General features: G+C 45.4%; 16 protein-coding genes. 4 read left to right on the top strand and 12 right to left on the bottom strand.

Features of this window, described 5'->3' with window-relative positions; all coding sequences use genetic code 11:
• Positions 1-2: 2 nt before the first annotated feature.
• From KHS38_RS07075 to KHS38_RS07085, 3 genes are read right to left on the bottom strand one after another with little or no spacing between them, the layout of a single operon-like run.
• Positions 3-869: an outer membrane beta-barrel protein gene (locus KHS38_RS07075; RefSeq protein ID WP_213487792.1), complete on the bottom strand. Its 867-nt coding sequence runs from the start codon at positions 867-869 to the stop codon at positions 3-5.
• 33 nt (positions 870-902) lie between these two features.
• Positions 903-1,676 carry a hypothetical protein gene (locus KHS38_RS07080; protein WP_213487793.1) on the bottom strand — a complete coding sequence of 258 codons (774 nt, stop codon included), beginning with the start codon at positions 1,674-1,676 and terminating at the stop codon, positions 903-905.
• Entirely contained in the window at positions 1,660-2,226 is a 567-nt protein-coding gene (locus KHS38_RS07085) for an RNA polymerase sigma factor (RefSeq protein ID WP_213488208.1), read from the bottom strand. Before KHS38_RS07085 ends, KHS38_RS07080 begins: the two co-directional genes overlap by 17 nt.
• Before the next feature lie 121 nt (positions 2,227-2,347).
• Between KHS38_RS07085 and KHS38_RS07090 the strand changes: the two genes are divergently transcribed.
• Positions 2,348-3,622 (top strand): metal-dependent hydrolase family protein, encoded by a 1,275-nt coding sequence (locus KHS38_RS07090; RefSeq protein ID WP_213487794.1) that lies wholly within the window; start codon positions 2,348-2,350, stop codon positions 3,620-3,622.
• Positions 3,623-3,723: 101 nt separating this feature from the next.
• On the opposite strand, the gene KHS38_RS07095 is transcribed toward KHS38_RS07090, so the two are convergent.
• The 8 genes from KHS38_RS07095 to KHS38_RS07130 all read right to left on the bottom strand — a co-directional run bounded on the left by KHS38_RS07095 (position 3,724) and on the right by KHS38_RS07130 (position 11,762).
• On the bottom strand, positions 3,724-4,446 hold the full coding sequence (locus KHS38_RS07095) for a DUF2490 domain-containing protein (protein WP_213487795.1): 723 nt from the start codon (positions 4,444-4,446) through the stop codon (positions 3,724-3,726).
• A 57-nt stretch (positions 4,447-4,503) separates the two neighbouring features.
• Positions 4,504-5,541 (bottom strand): lipid A deacylase, encoded by a 1,038-nt coding sequence (locus KHS38_RS07100; RefSeq protein WP_213487796.1) that lies wholly within the window; start codon positions 5,539-5,541, stop codon positions 4,504-4,506.
• Between the two features lie 9 nt (positions 5,542-5,550).
• Positions 5,551-7,275, bottom strand: a complete 1,725-nt coding sequence (locus KHS38_RS07105; RefSeq protein ID WP_213487797.1) for an ArnT family glycosyltransferase — start codon at positions 7,273-7,275, stop codon at positions 5,551-5,553.
• Between the two features lie 78 nt (positions 7,276-7,353).
• The gene (locus tag KHS38_RS07110) at positions 7,354-7,965 is read right to left on the bottom strand and encodes an FEKKY domain-containing protein (RefSeq protein ID WP_213487798.1); all 612 of its coding nucleotides are present in this window, start codon (positions 7,963-7,965) and stop codon (positions 7,354-7,356) included.
• Positions 7,966-8,084: 119 nt separating this feature from the next.
• Positions 8,085-9,134 carry a hypothetical protein gene (locus KHS38_RS07115; protein ID WP_213487799.1) on the bottom strand — a complete coding sequence of 350 codons (1,050 nt, stop codon included), beginning with the start codon at positions 9,132-9,134 and terminating at the stop codon, positions 8,085-8,087.
• 119 nt (positions 9,135-9,253) lie between these two features.
• Positions 9,254-10,135 carry a class I SAM-dependent methyltransferase gene (locus KHS38_RS07120; RefSeq protein WP_213487800.1) on the bottom strand — a complete coding sequence of 294 codons (882 nt, stop codon included), beginning with the start codon at positions 10,133-10,135 and terminating at the stop codon, positions 9,254-9,256.
• A 146-nt stretch (positions 10,136-10,281) separates the two neighbouring features.
• Positions 10,282-11,034, bottom strand: coding sequence for an ABC transporter ATP-binding protein (locus KHS38_RS07125; RefSeq protein WP_213487801.1), 753 nt, complete (start codon positions 11,032-11,034; stop codon positions 10,282-10,284).
• The gene (locus tag KHS38_RS07130) at positions 11,031-11,762 is read right to left on the bottom strand and encodes an MlaE family ABC transporter permease (protein WP_213487802.1); all 732 of its coding nucleotides are present in this window, start codon (positions 11,760-11,762) and stop codon (positions 11,031-11,033) included. Before KHS38_RS07130 ends, KHS38_RS07125 begins: the two co-directional genes overlap by 4 nt.
• Positions 11,763-11,844: 82 nt before the next feature.
• On the opposite strand from KHS38_RS07130, the gene KHS38_RS07135 reads away from it, so the two are divergent.
• From KHS38_RS07135 to KHS38_RS07145, 3 genes are read left to right on the top strand one after another with little or no spacing between them, the layout of a single operon-like run.
• Positions 11,845-12,549 (top strand): SDR family NAD(P)-dependent oxidoreductase, encoded by a 705-nt coding sequence (locus KHS38_RS07135; protein WP_213487803.1) that lies wholly within the window; start codon positions 11,845-11,847, stop codon positions 12,547-12,549.
• A gap of 24 nt (positions 12,550-12,573) precedes the next feature.
• Complete coding sequence (locus KHS38_RS07140) at positions 12,574-13,035, top strand: PspC domain-containing protein (RefSeq protein ID WP_213487804.1); 462 nt, start codon at positions 12,574-12,576, stop codon at positions 13,033-13,035.
• Between the two features lie 4 nt (positions 13,036-13,039).
• Positions 13,040-14,020 (top strand): toast rack family protein, encoded by a 981-nt coding sequence (locus KHS38_RS07145; protein ID WP_213487805.1) that lies wholly within the window; start codon positions 13,040-13,042, stop codon positions 14,018-14,020.
• A gap of 75 nt (positions 14,021-14,095) precedes the next feature.
• On the opposite strand, the gene KHS38_RS07150 is transcribed toward KHS38_RS07145, so the two are convergent.
• On the bottom strand, positions 14,096-14,581 hold the full coding sequence (locus KHS38_RS07150) for a DUF6702 family protein (RefSeq protein WP_249665302.1): 486 nt from the start codon (positions 14,579-14,581) through the stop codon (positions 14,096-14,098).
• Between the last annotated feature and the right edge of the window lie 6 nt (positions 14,582-14,587).

A 14,587-nucleotide genomic window follows, 5' to 3' on the forward strand; every position in this document is an offset into this window, starting at 1 on the left:
ATTTAGAAACCAAATGTTAAACCGAATGAGAGGTTCTTTAATCCTTTTTGTGCCGGACTGTTATCAAACATATCGTTGAAGTAATATTTGGCAAACAGGCCGGTGAAGCCGTAACCTACACGAGCAAACACTCCATAACGCACCTTGGCAAAGTGAAAATCATCATTAAATTTCTCTTTACCGTTCTCGTCGCTTTTTTGCTTAACCCGGCCATTCAGCAATATACCAATATCCGGACCACCGGCTAAGTGGAAACGTTTGCCGTTATTATTTTCCGCGCTGCGCCAGTCGAACGTAAGCGGTATACGCAGGTAGCTGGATGTAAAGCGGTTTTTGCTGTAGATGATATCATCCTGGCGGTAAGTAAGCACGGGCTGATCTTCCAATATGGTAATGTTTTCGCGCAGGCGGATGTGTGTCCAATCAAACCCGGCTGATGCGTAGATACGGAAATAACTATTGAAGCGGTAACCGGCCTGGATCACATCAAAACCCACGTTGCTGCTTTTCCATGAACGGTAACGTAAAAAGTTATTTTGTGGCGACAGGCTAAAGCTGCCATTATCAATCAATGTAGTTAACCCCAGATCGAAGCGGGAGAACGTAATACCCCATGAAAAGCCGGGCGCTTTGGAAACTGTTTCTACGGTATCTCTGCGGTTAACAGACACCGAGGTAGCATCTCCACCCTGGCCAAAGGTAAATTTAAAACCTTTGCGTTTGGTTTTTACGGTATCCGTTCTTACCTGTAAGGTATCTCCTTTATCATTGGTAACTACAGTGGTGCTGGTAGTTGTTTTAGTTACAGTTTGTGCAAACATACCTGTAGCAGCCGCGCTTAGTAAGGCGGTAAATAATAGGCGTTTCATGTTATTAGTATTTAGATTGAGTAGTATAGATTATTATTTCTCTTTTTTTACTTTAATAATGCCCAGGTTTATTCCGGTTATGGTGGCCTCATCGCCATCGGTATCGGTAAATTCAACCAGCTTGTCTTCGCGCTTGTCAACCTTAGCTACCACCACATTAATCAGGTCGCCAAAGGAATTGATACCGCGTTTTTTTACACGCTTTTTAGTGGCTTGCTGCTCTTCGCTAACTGCAGCAACCGTATTGATTGCCTTAGGCTGCACAGTTTCTGCATCCGCTGTTATGGTAAGCGGCACTTCAGGCAGCACAGGTTTCAACTTATTGGTTTCAATTGCTGCCAGTTGCTGCGGCTGGGTTGTTTGCGGCTGTGGCTCCGCAACTGTTGGTATTATACTTTTTTCTGGTTCTGATTTTTTAACAGATTGCTTCACTTTAGCCATCTGGTTAATCTTTTCGGTTGAGGTAGTTTGCGCTATTACAGTTTGCTGCTCAACAGCTGGTGTTGCATCTACATGAACGTTCTCTGCCTTAGTAACCTCAGTCGGCTTAACATTTTTGGTGCGTACCACCTGATTTTCAGCTTTACCACCCGCCTTTGGTGTGGTTGGCCTAACAGCAAACCAGGTGCCTATGCCCAGCACAATCAATACACTGGCTGCAATACGCAGCACAGGTACCACGCTTTTCTTTTTGTTCGATCCCAACTCGGCCGATATGTTGTTCCAAACATGGCCATCAGGATCCACCTCAAAGCCATTTAGCTTGGCGCGGAACAGCTCGTCCAGTTCGTTATCCTGCATATTCATATTGCTTTCCCTCCAGTTGTTCAATTTTTTGTTTTAGTAAGGCACGAGCCCTTGATAATTGCGATTTAGATGCGCCTTCGCTAATATTGGCCATTTCAGCTATTTCTTTATGCGAATAACCCTCAATAGCATACAGGTTAAATACCATCCGGTAACCATCGGGCAAACCCTGTATCAACATCATCAGATCTTTAGCCTGCAGGTTGGCAGCTGCCGCCGGGTTAACCGACTGCTCATAACCGCTTTCCTCCACATCCACTATCTGCATTTTGTGGTGCTTGCGGTAATATTCGATAGCGCTGTGTACCATTATGCGGCGTACCCAGCCTTCAAAACTACCTTCGCCCCTATAATCATTTATTTTTTGAAACACTCTTACAAAACCGTTTTGAAGCATATCCTCTGCTTCCATTTTATCCACCGCATAACGCATACAAACGGCCAGCATCTTGGGCGCAAACTGCTTGTACAGCAATTCCTGCGCTTTACGATCGGCTGTTTTGCATTTTGCGATCAGGTCTTCGGTTGTGTATTTGTGTTTTAAAAACATCATTTGTAGGTAAGATGAAACCTGTGGGCAAATGGTTGCATGGGATTGTAAATATTTTTTTATTGCTGATAAAGATAATTGATTAACCCTGAAGCCAGCCAATTTTTATCTTTAACCCTGTATGAAAAAATCGGCTTCCCTTTTCCTTCTGCTCGTGCTTTTTGCGGCTATCAGTCAGGCACAAAAATCGGCTGTTAACAGTTACATCTTGCTTAAGCCCGACCGGGTATTCGATGGCCGGCAATTGCATACCGGCTGGTGGGTGCTGGTAAAAGGAAACCATATCGAGGCTGCCGGACCATCAGGTATTATACAATTACCTGCGGACGTCAGAATTATTGAACTACGAGGCAAAACCCTGATGCCCGGCATGATTGAGGGCCACTCGCACCTGTTTTTGCATCCGTACAACGAAACCAGCTGGAACGACCAGGTATTGACCGAAAGCCGTGCCGAACGCACTGCCCGCGCCGTTAACCATGCACGCGAAACCCTGCTGGCCGGCTTTACCTCCGTACGCGATTTGGGTACCGAAGGTGCCGCTTATGACGATGCAGGCTTAAAAACAGCGATCAACAAAGGCGTAATAGCAGGGCCGCGTATGCAGGTAGCTACCCGGGCCATTGTGGGCACCGGCAGCTACGGCCCACACAGCAGCGTAGCCGAAATGACTTTACCGCAGGGTGCCGAAGAAGCCGATGGAACCGACGGCCTCACGCGCGCCATACGCTCACAGATTGGGCACGGTGCGGACGTAATAAAACTGTATGCTGATTACCGCTGGGGTGCCAACAATACCGCCGCGCCTACCTTTACGTTGGATGAGTTGAAACTGGCCGTACAGGTAGCGGCAAGCAGCGGCCGCTACGTGGTGGTACACGCCGGTACGGAAGAAGGCATGCGCCGTGCAACGCTGGCAGGAGTACGCACCATTGAACACGGGGATGCAGGTACACCGGAGGTTTTCAAGCTGATGAAAGAGCATGGTGTAGCCCTGTGCCCAACGCTGGCCGCTGGTGAAGCTACCAGTATGTATGCGGGCTGGAAAAAAGGTATAGATCCGGATCCCGAACGCATTAAACAAAAACACGTTAGCTTTACCAATGCCCTAAAAGCAGGCGTTACTATTTGCTTTGGCGGCGATGTGGGTGTTTTTACGCACGGCGATAACGCCCGCGAACTATTGTTGATGGTTGATTATGGCATGAAACCCATAGCTGCCCTGCAATCAGCCACGGCCATCAATGCGGAGGTATTTGACCTGAAGAACTTAGGCAATATCAAGCCCGGTTACCTGGCCGATATTATTGCAGTGGAAGGTAACCCTATTGAAGATATTAAGGCGGTTAAAGCCATAAAACTGGTTATGAAAGATGGTATAATAGTAAAAGAGTAACTTTATCTAAATACTATAAACACCAAAGCTTTCTTGAATTCAAGAAAGCTTTGGTGTTTATAGTACTATTATTTCTTTCAATTACATAATAATTAATACTATCATTTACTTAAACGGGTGTACAGCGCTACCTGTATGATGTTGTTGTTGATATTGGCAGGGCCGGCACCATTAACATACTGGTTTAGGTAACCGGCTTCAATATCAACGCTTTTATTAAAGCGATAACCTAAAGCGGCATAGGCGCGGTTCTGATCAAAAAAGCTGCCGTTTACCTTATCCTTGTTTTGCACATTGGTAAACACTTCGTTTTGCAATCCTAGGAACATACCCTTACTAAAAGTTGAATCTCTTTTGAATGGAATAACGCCCCGTATAAAGTACCGTAAGCGCTGTGCAAAAAAGGCATCTTGCGTGTTTAAACTTCCCACAAAACGTTGCTCCAGCCTGAAACGGTGCTGTACTGCAATATTTTTATGAACGGTATGCGCCTGGATAAACTGCTGCCAGATGCGATGCTCGGGCCGGAATGTTTTACCTGCATCAGTTTGATTACGTGTGTAGGTATACAGGTAACCCAAGGTTGTAAACTGCCTGTTATTGAAATAATAACTCACACCCGGGCGCAGCAAGGTATGGCGCAGGTACTCCACATCATCGGCCGACCGCATCTGGATATCGAACATAGCGCCCCAATGTTTGGAAAAACGCTGGGTATGAAACCACGCTCCCCAAAGCGAATGCTCGTGCTTGGTTTGTGCCAGCACCGCTTTACCTATCAAAAGCTGACTGCTAATGAATACGAACAGGATAATTCTTCTCATAATTAAACAGAACGAAATGCCATTCTTTGCCGGCAGCAGCGCCGTTGCATTGGTTTATTAATTGAATTTAACAAGCTTTTTGCGACCTATATCGAACACCACACGGAACGACTCCTGGTTATCGGTAAGCTGGCCGGGCGACTGGTGCAAACTCAGCACAAACTGCCCTTTGATCCGATTAAATAAAAATGGTGTGTAGATGATATCTAACCGGTTGTACATCTTTTTCTGATAAAATGCATCACCATAGTTTACGTAATGGCCCTGACCCGCGTAAAACTCGTCAAAAAAAGCAATACGGCGCAAACCGGCATAGGCACTGGCCACAAAGCCCAACGGTTTACTAAAGCCGCCGCCCTCGTTACGGCGCACGCGTTCCAACGAGAACATGCCGCCCGCTTCTACCGACAAGGAATCAAACACGGTTTTGTGGCTAAAATCAAGCCCTAAACGTACCTGACCCGCACCGTCATCGCGGATGTGATCGCCCGGTATAGCCACTGCCGGCCCTGCATCATGCAGCATCACAAAGTAATGGGAAATATAGAATTTGCCCAGCGGGTTGGGTTTGTACTTACCCGATATACCAAACAGGAATTGCTCACGATCATTAGCAGTTTGGCGGCTCACCCAATCCAGCCAAAGGGTTTCGTAACCAAAATCGCCTTGGTAGCGGGTTAGTAAACCTTCTACATTGGGGCGGTAGTACATCAAAGTATCATTCAGTAAAGCCCTTGGGTAGTTACTTAGCTTGCCTGCACGCGGAAACATACCGGCATCAAACAACCATTTCTTACTTTCAAATTCGTAGTACGCTATAGGGTCTACTTTCAAAAAGTAGGGCTTGGCACCAAACTCGTGGATACCGTTAACACCCACCACAAAGTGGTTTACGCTGTCCAGATTCAGGCCAATATCAAGGGCGGTACGGGCACCCGAATAGGTGCGTGAGCGCTCGGTAAAGGCGCGGTATTCGCGGTTATCCAAAAAGCCAAAGCCATTGAAATGGATATCTACGCTGTTTTGTTGTGCGCGGGCAGCATTTCCTCCCAGCAACAAGGCAAAAAGAGCAATCAGGTATATTTTTTTCATCATACGCTAAAATTATTGAACGGTAAAATTAATCATCCGGCTGTTACGTCCGCCCGGAAAAGGTGTAGTTCTTATAGAAAAAATCAGGTCGTACCTTCCTTTATTGTCAGGAGCCCGCAAGGTAAATGTATACATTCGGCTTTGCCCTGCCGGTATGGTTAGCCGGTTAAAATCAGCCCCGGCTTGTTGCGCATAAGGCATCTCATCACCCTGAAAAAAACGTGCAGTAAGATCTGCCGCATGTATTTGCCCTTCATTATTGAAATTAACGGGAATACGATAAGGATTGGTAATCTTCAGCTTAAAAGTAACCAACTGGTGGGGCTTAACCACCAGTTTACGTTCTAGTATCTGAACATCTACTTTTTGATAGGTGCGTACATCGTTCACCCATCCCCCGTAGTAAATGCCCTTTACCGTATGCAGGGTATCGGTACTTACCCCTTGCACTATACCTTGCGAAACGTAATATACCCGCTTATGCTGCAGGCTATCCTCAAGCGGCCAGATATCGTATTGCGTGCGGCGGTAGTTGCTGGCATCATAAGCGAAAGCTTTAAGGCTATGGCTGTAAAAATTATATTTGGAAGGTTCCTGAAAGCCGTAATCAAACACAACAGGGGCATTACCTGCTTTTTGTTGTATTTCTCTGGTCCACTCGGGATAGCCAAAGTAACTTCTGAACGGGTGGCGCTTAAGCAAGGGAGCCCACTGGGCAAGTAACACCAGCCTAAACACCACCACCAATAGAGCATTAATTAACACCAGCCGGTAAAGCCAGGCTGGTTGTTTGCCCGATTGATGCAGATGAATTAAGGTAAGCAGCACCAGCGAAATAAAGCTGATCAGCGTCCAGTGCGGTTGCACATTGCCTTTAATGGTATTGAGCAGGAAGAACACCAAAATACCAATGCCGTTAAAAAGCAAAGCCCGGCTAAACACATCCTGCACCTTGCGGCCATAGGCGTAGTAAAACAAAAACCAGCCAACCAGCGGACCTGCCATCATGAGCTGGCCGGGTATGTACAAATAAGTATGCTCAAACTGATATGTTTCGGATGAACGCTCGAATAAGTGGTAATTAATTGAGGGGTAGTTATGACTTACCTGCCACCAAATGTGCGGCAAATAAAGCGCAACCGCCATTAACATAATTCCCCAAAAGGTTGCTCTTTTAAATAACTTGAGATTAGATAATATGGTAAAAAGTATAAGTAGAACAGCATGGTACTTGCTATATAACAAGCATGCCACCACAAGCGCCAGCAACAATGCTATTGTCCAGCTATCACGTTCCAAATACTGCTGATACAGGTAGTAAAACAGCACGGCGAAAAACAGCAGGGGCGCATCGGGCGTGGTGGTAAAGCCGTAAATATTAAAGGCCAGCGTACCGGTTACCAGTAGCACAAACCAGCGTGCATCTGCCTTATACTTTTGGGCAATGAGCCACAATACATACATGGAAATGGTACTGGTAAGGATGGTCATCAGCCGCAAACCCAGTTCCGAATGCAGCACACTATCGCCTATGCGGATAAACAGCGCCACCATGGGCGGATGGTCGTAATAACCCCAATCCAAAAAGCGGGAGTATATCCAGTAATATGCCTCGTCGGAGTGTACACCTAAGGTGGCTGCCTGCAGGATGTTGAACACCGTCCACCCGAATAAAAACAGGTATATAAGTTTACCGGAACTTTTGGCTGGGCGATGAGAAGTAACAGACTCGAACATAGGCAATGCGCCAAAGGTAACTATTTTGGCATTAAGTAGGTAGAACCACAACCTGCGCTATACCATTGCTGTTGCTTGTTATATTTTGGTGATTGTATCGCTTACCAATTTAACAGTTGCATTGTTCAAATCAACTATATACTTGTAGTAGCTCACATACGCCTCCTTGCCATTTATTTTAGCCCAGCCTACGGCTTTGGCCTCATAGAGCTGTTCTTTGCCCGCCGGTGAGATATAATATTGCAATTCGTTACCTTCTTTTTCCAGCTCGGTACGCTTGTGTATATTTTGCTTTTGCTTATCCAGCAGTGCTATCACTCGTTTATGGGCAGCCAGCTCGGTTGCCGCCTCCTTGTTAAAACGCGCCCTCCAGTCTTTGCCATACTTTTTAATTAAGCCTTCCTCCACCTGCTCATTATGTTTCTGCACACTGTCAACTAACTTTTCACTCACTGTACAGCCAGCTACAGACTTATATCCAAAGCCCCATTTAGCAGCTACTACCGAGGTGGCGTTTTCACTTTCGGCAGGGCCCGGCAAACCATAGGTGTAAAACAATGTGCTTTCGGTACTATCTGCTTTTGATACTGCTTTGCCGTGCGCTGCTTTTTGGTTTTTCGGCTTACAGCCCAGATTCAGGCATAAAGCGAGTATGACCAAAACAGATAAGGAAGATACGCTGCACTTCATAAAATTGGTTTATAGAATTATTTACTGCCGCGTTAAGATACGATTTAAATAACAAAAGCCCGTCTGCGTCAGCCGGGCTTTGTCCAATAACCAGTATGGTTTAGTTTCTTTCTTTTATATTACTGGTATTGTATATAAATAGGTTGCGGTTTGTACTTCAACACTTCTTGCGGCGTAAGCATGTGATGCGGCGCCTTTTTCAAATCGTTTTTATAGAACAGTTTAAACCCGGTGAACTGTACCGGCTCGGGGAAGATAAAGTTACGGTAGGTTCCTAATTTTAAATCAGGTTCGCCCCAGCCGTCCATATCCATTACCACCTGTACTTCTTTACGCAGTTTAATGTTTTTGGTATTGGTTACCATTTTACGGGTAAAACGGTGTATAATTAAAATTTTAGGTGGCAGGCCGTTTTTACGAACTATGCCAGCCAGGTAATCAGAAACATAGTTGATATCATCCGCATCATAAGTACCGATTTTTTTGCCCGGTAAGCTGCCATCTTTCATCGAAAACTCAGGATCCATACCAAAATGCACCTGTGGCATGCTCAGGTATTTTTCGAATAGTGGCAGCTCGGCGCGAATGTTGCTCAGTGCTACCTGCACATCTAAAAACACAATGGCATTTGCTTTTTTAGCCAGCACCAGCACACTATCAATTTGTTTGAATGGCATGCGGTAACGGTATTTACCATCTTTACCACCTGCGCCCTGGGCCACTACAGCAATGTAATGCAAAGCAGGTTGTACCGGTGTTTTTGGATCGGCTTTTTCCCAGTTCTTTACTTCGCCTTTTAACTTAGCCAGCATTTCGTTTGGTGGCAATTCACCTAAAATACCCATTTTTTTAGAGTATAGGTTACCGTAAAAAGCTACCACACGCTTAAATGGCAAAATAGCGCCAGCCACAGGATAAGGCTGATTTTTTACCGGCCAGCGGCCTGTGGTATCACCGTTAGCCAAACGCTTTAATAGGGTATCGTATTTAGCGGTATCCAATGGCGGGTAATTACCGGCAACGGTTGGAACAGTATCTGCAGCAACGGTATCAGCTTTTTTGCCGGCGGTAGTTACTTTGCCAGCTTTGCTGTTTTCACTGCAGTTGGATAATAAAACTAATGATGATAACAGGATCGACGAAGAAAACAGCAGGGTTTTAAGTTTCATAGTGTAGATAAAGCATTTCACTGAATGCTACTAAATAGATAAAAAATTATTTAAAAGTTATAAAATTTTTTGCCTGTTTAAGCGTTGTAAATATAGTTAACGCTTTTATAAGTTTTCACTTAAATTTTATAAAACTTACCAAACACGCCTAAAGGCAGCTTTGAGCCTGCCGTGGCTTGCAGATAAAGTTCGCCTATTTCCAAGTTTTGCACCTGCGGAAAAGCATCACGAATCAAGTTCTCTACAATAACTGACGAAAAGCCCAGCGAGTAGGTATTCAATATTAAAAAGTGCTCTTCCGGGTCGAGCAGTTGAATTACATCGTGCATCATTTCCTGAATATGATCCTCCAGCTTCCACTTTTCGCCGTTGGGGCCGTGGCCGTAGGCCGGTGGATCCAGTATGATACCATTGTATTTTTTGCCGCGCTTAATTTCACGCTTCACAAACTTCAGTGCATCCTCTACCACCCAACGAATATCTTTTAAGCCCGAAAGCTCCTGGTTTTCATTGGCCCAGGTAACTACTTGTTTAATGGAATCCACGTGTGTGGTATCGGCACCTGCGGCGCGGGCAATAAGCGATGCACCACCGGTATAAGCAAAAAGATTCAGCACTTTGGGGTTGGGCGTTTTAAACCGTTTTACATTTTGGGCAATGTAATCCCAGTTAACGGCCTGCTCCGGAAAGATGCCCACATGCTTAAATGAAGTTAGGCCTAAACGGAATTTGATTGCTGCCTGCTCATTTTTGTATTCGATGTGCCAGCGGTCGGGTGTTTTCGGATTTTTCTTGAGCCACTCTCCGGCCGTTGCTGAGCGGCCCTTGAAGCGGATATGGTGCTGACGCTGCCATTCGGCATCAGAAAGTTGCTTACGCCATACGGCCTGCGGCTCGGGCCTGATTAAAATTAACTGGCCAAAGCGTTCCAGCTTTTCAAAGTCGCCGCAATCAATCAGTTCATAATCTTTCCAGTACGTAGGCGTAAGAAGTTGGATCATATTTTATGTCGTCTGTTATGAGTTATGTGTTGTCAGCGATCTTTTATCCGTTGTCTGCCCCAAGGTTGAAACAAACACCAGTAGGCCGCTTACATTTTTGCAAAGATACACACAACTCACAACATACCACTCACAACCGGAAAGACTTACAGTTTTTCTCGTGCCGCCTGGGTAAACTTGCTGGCAAACACAAAATCGTTCAGCTCCTGGTTATCCGTATGGGCAATTTCATGGTTGGATCCCTCCCACCATTTTTGTCCCTGGTGTAAAAAGATGATGTGATTACCAATACCCATTACCGAGTTCATATCGTGGGTTACAATCACGGTAGTGATATTATACTCTTTGGTCAACTCGTCAATCAGCTCATCAATTACAATAGATGTTTTAGGATCCAGACCGGAGTTGGGCTCATCCACAAACAAATATTTAGGCTCCATGGCAATGGCGCGGGCAATGCCTACCCGCTTTTTCATACCGCCGGATAGCTCTGCCGGGAAAAGCTTGTTCTTATCTTTCAGGTTTACCCGCTCCAAACAAAAATTAGCACGGTCCTGCTTTTCGGAACGGCTCATGGTGGTAAACAAATCCAGCGGAAACATGATATTTTGCTCTACCGTCATGGAATCGAACAAAGCCGAGTTTTGGAACAGCATACCGATCTGCTTACGGATAGGCACACGCTGCTCAAAATCCATCGCGGTAAAATCCTGCCCGTCAAAGGTAACCTGTCCTTGCGATGGTTCATGCAAACCCACAATACATTTAAGCAAGGTGGTTTTACCCGATCCTGAACCGCCGATGATCAGGTTATTCTGACCGGCTTTCAGTTCGGCGCTTATGCCGCGCAAAACATGGTTCTCTCCAAAGGTTTTATGGATGTCTTTAAGTTGAATCATAACATTAAACGGGTTACTACCAGATCGGCAAATAAAATCATTACACAGCTGTAAACCACGCCACGTGTGGCCGACTGGCCCACCTCAAGCGCGCCGCCTTCGGTATAAAAACCCTGGTATGAGCAGATAGAAGATATAATGAAACCAAACACAAACGCTTTTACCAGAGCCACCTGTATAGTAATCGGGTTAAAACCATCGTGTACACCTAACATGTACTCGGCTGGGGTAATTTCACCATTGCCTAAACAGGCCAGGTAACCGCCGCCTATACCCAGGGCTATCGAGATAATCACCAACAAGGGTATCATGGTTATGCTGGCTATAATTTTAGGTGCAATTAAAAAGCCGGGCGCGTTTACGCCCATAATTTCCAAGGCATCAATCTGTTCGGTTACGCGCATGGTACCAATTTGCGATGCCATACTGGAGCCTACCCTGCCCGCCAGCACCAGTGCCGATATGGTTGGACTAAACTCCAGAATAGTGGTATCACGACCGATACTACCGGCAATAGTGCGCGGAATAAGCGGACTGGCCAATTGGAACGCAATCTGAATAGTAGTAGCTGCACCGATAAATACGGATATGATACTGATAATGCCTAAAGAACCGACACCGATGGATACCATCTCGCGCATCACTTCGGCCCAGTAAACTCTAAATTTTTCAGGACGCTTAAAACTTAAACGGATGAGTAAAATATACTTGCCTAAACTATGAAACATCGGTTCTGTAAAAAATTTTGTTAAAAATACATTTAAAATTATAAAGCTTTACGGATTATAATTACCCGATAATTTTAAACGTATGGAAAACGCACTGATAACCGGAGCTACCAAAGGCATTGGACGCGCCATTGCCTTCGCATTTGCTAAACAAGGATTAAACCTGGCAATTTGTTCGCGCAATGTTGAAGATTTAACGCAAATGACAAATGAATTGCTACAGGTAAACCCCAATATACAAGTAATTACCCGTGTAACCGACTGCAGTATTAAGCAGCAGGTGATTGATTTTGCTACCCATGCCCAACAGCAACTGGGCTTTATTAAAGTACTGGTGAATAACGTAGGGATATTCGAATACGCAAGCATACTGGATGATGATGATGAGGCCTTTAACCGCCAGATGAACACCAACGTAATGCCTGCTTATGAGCTTTACCGCTATTTTGGTAAAACCATGATGGCGGCACGGAAAGGGCACATTTTTAACATCTGTTCGGTAGCCTCGGTAGCGCCTGTTGCAACTGCCGGAACTTATGGTGTAACAAAAGCTGCGCTGTATAGTCTTAGTAATATAATGAGGCTCGAAATGCAGGAGCACGGCGTAAAGGTAACGGCCATTTTACCAGGCTCTACCCTAACCGAATCATGGGCAGGTACCGATCTAAATCCGGATAGATTTGTAGCTGCAGATGATGTAGCCGCGGCCATTATCAGCTGCTATAACATGAGTAGCGGCGCTAATGTAGACGAGGTGATGATTAAACCTGTATTAGGCCAGTTATGATAAAATCACTTAAAACTAAAAGTTATGCAAAAGAAACTATATCGCGACGAACAGCACAAAGTAATTGGTGGTGTTTGTGCAGGCCTGGCTGATTATTTCAACACCGAGGCATCCATCATCAGGTTTATCTTTTTACTGGCCCTGATTTTTAAAGGCGGCGGCTTTTTGATTTACATTGTATTATGGATTGTACTGCCCCGCAAAAGTTATGAGTTTACTACCCCAGGGGTTGACTATACGACACCGCCTCACAACGAGTTTGGGCAGGTTTTCAACAAACAGGCACGCCGGCCATCAAACGCCGGGCTGATTGGTGGCTTGGTGCTGGTACTGCTGGGCGTATTTTTACTGCTGGACGAGTTTAACTTTATACCTAATGTTGATATGGAGCACCTTTGGCCCATCATCCCCATCACTATAGGTGTGGTATTTATCATCACATCGGGCAAAAAAACTATATCTGCACCTAAACCTCCAATTGAATAAAGCCATGAGAAACGACAGATTATATCCGGGAATGATCCTGGTACTGATAGGCACCTTGTTTTTACTGAACAACTTTGGCCTCATCCATTTTCATTGGGCAAATCTAATTTACCTGTGGCCGGTATTTTTGGTAATAGCCGGGGTAAACCTTCTACTGGCCAGCCGCAGAACATTATGGGCAACCATAGTAAGGGTATTGGTAATTGTAGGTGGCTTTGCGCTGATTTTGTTCAGCAATGTAGGTAACCGCCACAACAACCCGTTGTATAACTTTCATTACAACATAGACGATGACGGCGACGATGATGATGGCGACAATGATGATGACACCGATTCGGTAACTGATGCCAAACTGAACACTTACCAGCAGGCTTATATGCCCGAAGTTAAGTTTGCCCGCTTAAATATATCGGGCGGCGCTACCACTTATAAACTGAATGATACAACCGGTGCGCTGTTTAAGGCCGAAGCCCGCGAATACAGCATTCCTTATACCCTTACCACCGAGAAAGAAGATTCGGTTACGGTGCTGAATTTTGACATGAAGAGCCACGGGCACGGCAGTAACAACTTTAACTGGAGTAACGGTCATAGTAACTCGGCCGATATCAGGCTCAATAATATGCCCGTATGGGATATTAACATGCGTGGCGGCGCTGCTGAATTAAACTTTGACTTATCGCGTTTTAAAATACGCAACTTAGGTTTACATGGCGGGGCGGCATCTTACAAAGTAAAACTGGCGGCCAACCAACCGGTTACCACGGTAAATGTAACGGCCGGCGTTTCGGAAATTGAAATCAGTATCCCTAAAAACGCTGCCTGCGATATTGTAACCGCCAGCGGCCTTACCTCAACCGATTTTGAGGGGTTTGACAAAGTTGACAACAAGCATTACACCACTGCAGGCTTTGCCAGCGCCCCCAACAAAATATACATCAACTTTAAAGGCGGCGTATCAGAATTTAATGTAACCCGGTATTAATTTACCTAACCTATCACCCAAATTAAAACGGCTTACCTAACCAGCTTCCGGGCGGGTTGAGTAAGCCGTTTTTGGTTAAAAACTAAAGCTGGCGTTGGCATCGGGATTATCCAGCTTGGTACTTTGCCGGTTGCCATTCACTGTTACGTGCAGCATATTGATCTGTTCGGGGTGTTCGCCAAACAGCACATCATCGTGTACTTCTACTTTTTTTGGCCGGGGTATACCTTTTACTTCCAGGTAGGCCCAGGCGCCGTCTTCCTGTATTTCGTAGCCTACATAAGCGGGCGATAGCACTTTGCCGTCTGCTTTAATGATAAGATGCTTACGTACATAATCGCTCAGCAGCTTGTTTACTTCCTCTTTGTTGACCGGCTTTACAATGTCAATATGAGCACGGTATTGTTTATTGAGTGCATGCTCCAGATCATCATAAAACATACGGCAGCTAATCTCGACCGATTGCGTGCGGGCGTTATGATTAATTTCTGTTACGCTTACGTAAAATGGGTGCAACAGTGTAGCCCACAGCAGGGACAGGGATGGTAAAACGCTTATCATTCAACT

It is taken from the genome of Mucilaginibacter sp. Bleaf8, assembly GCF_018390515.1.
In the GTDB taxonomy this organism is placed as follows: Bacteria; Bacteroidota; Bacteroidia; order Sphingobacteriales; family Sphingobacteriaceae; genus Mucilaginibacter.

What these genes read in the sequence shown, in the direction of transcription:
- KHS38_RS07085 (WP_213488208.1), bottom strand. Translation starts at nt 2,226, where the DNA reads ATGTTTTTAAAACACAAATACACAACCGAAGACCTGATCGCAAAATGC.
- KHS38_RS07115 (WP_213487799.1), bottom strand. Translation starts at nt 9,134, where the DNA reads ATGAAACTTAAAACCCTGCTGTTTTCTTCGTCGATCCTGTTATCATCA.
- KHS38_RS07080 (WP_213487793.1), bottom strand. Translation starts at nt 1,676, where the DNA reads ATGAATATGCAGGATAACGAACTGGACGAGCTGTTCCGCGCCAAGCTA.
- KHS38_RS07090 (WP_213487794.1), top strand. Translation starts at nt 2,348, where the DNA reads ATGAAAAAATCGGCTTCCCTTTTCCTTCTGCTCGTGCTTTTTGCGGCT.
- KHS38_RS07075 (WP_213487792.1), bottom strand. Translation starts at nt 869, where the DNA reads ATGAAACGCCTATTATTTACCGCCTTACTAAGCGCGGCTGCTACAGGT.
- KHS38_RS07120 (WP_213487800.1), bottom strand. Translation starts at nt 10,135, where the DNA reads ATGATCCAACTTCTTACGCCTACGTACTGGAAAGATTATGAACTGATT.
- KHS38_RS07130 (WP_213487802.1), bottom strand. Translation starts at nt 11,762, where the DNA reads ATGTTTCATAGTTTAGGCAAGTATATTTTACTCATCCGTTTAAGTTTT.
- KHS38_RS07110 (WP_213487798.1), bottom strand. Translation starts at nt 7,965, where the DNA reads ATGAAGTGCAGCGTATCTTCCTTATCTGTTTTGGTCATACTCGCTTTA.
- KHS38_RS07105 (WP_213487797.1), bottom strand. Translation starts at nt 7,275, where the DNA reads ATGTTCGAGTCTGTTACTTCTCATCGCCCAGCCAAAAGTTCCGGTAAA.
- KHS38_RS07150 (WP_249665302.1), bottom strand. Translation starts at nt 14,581, where the DNA reads ATGATAAGCGTTTTACCATCCCTGTCCCTGCTGTGGGCTACACTGTTG.
- KHS38_RS07140 (WP_213487804.1), top strand. Translation starts at nt 12,574, where the DNA reads ATGCAAAAGAAACTATATCGCGACGAACAGCACAAAGTAATTGGTGGT.
- KHS38_RS07095 (WP_213487795.1), bottom strand. Translation starts at nt 4,446, where the DNA reads ATGAGAAGAATTATCCTGTTCGTATTCATTAGCAGTCAGCTTTTGATA.
- KHS38_RS07125 (WP_213487801.1), bottom strand. Translation starts at nt 11,034, where the DNA reads ATGATTCAACTTAAAGACATCCATAAAACCTTTGGAGAGAACCATGTT.
- KHS38_RS07145 (WP_213487805.1), top strand. Translation starts at nt 13,040, where the DNA reads ATGAGAAACGACAGATTATATCCGGGAATGATCCTGGTACTGATAGGC.
- KHS38_RS07100 (WP_213487796.1), bottom strand. Translation starts at nt 5,541, where the DNA reads ATGATGAAAAAAATATACCTGATTGCTCTTTTTGCCTTGTTGCTGGGA.
- KHS38_RS07135 (WP_213487803.1), top strand. Translation starts at nt 11,845, where the DNA reads ATGGAAAACGCACTGATAACCGGAGCTACCAAAGGCATTGGACGCGCC.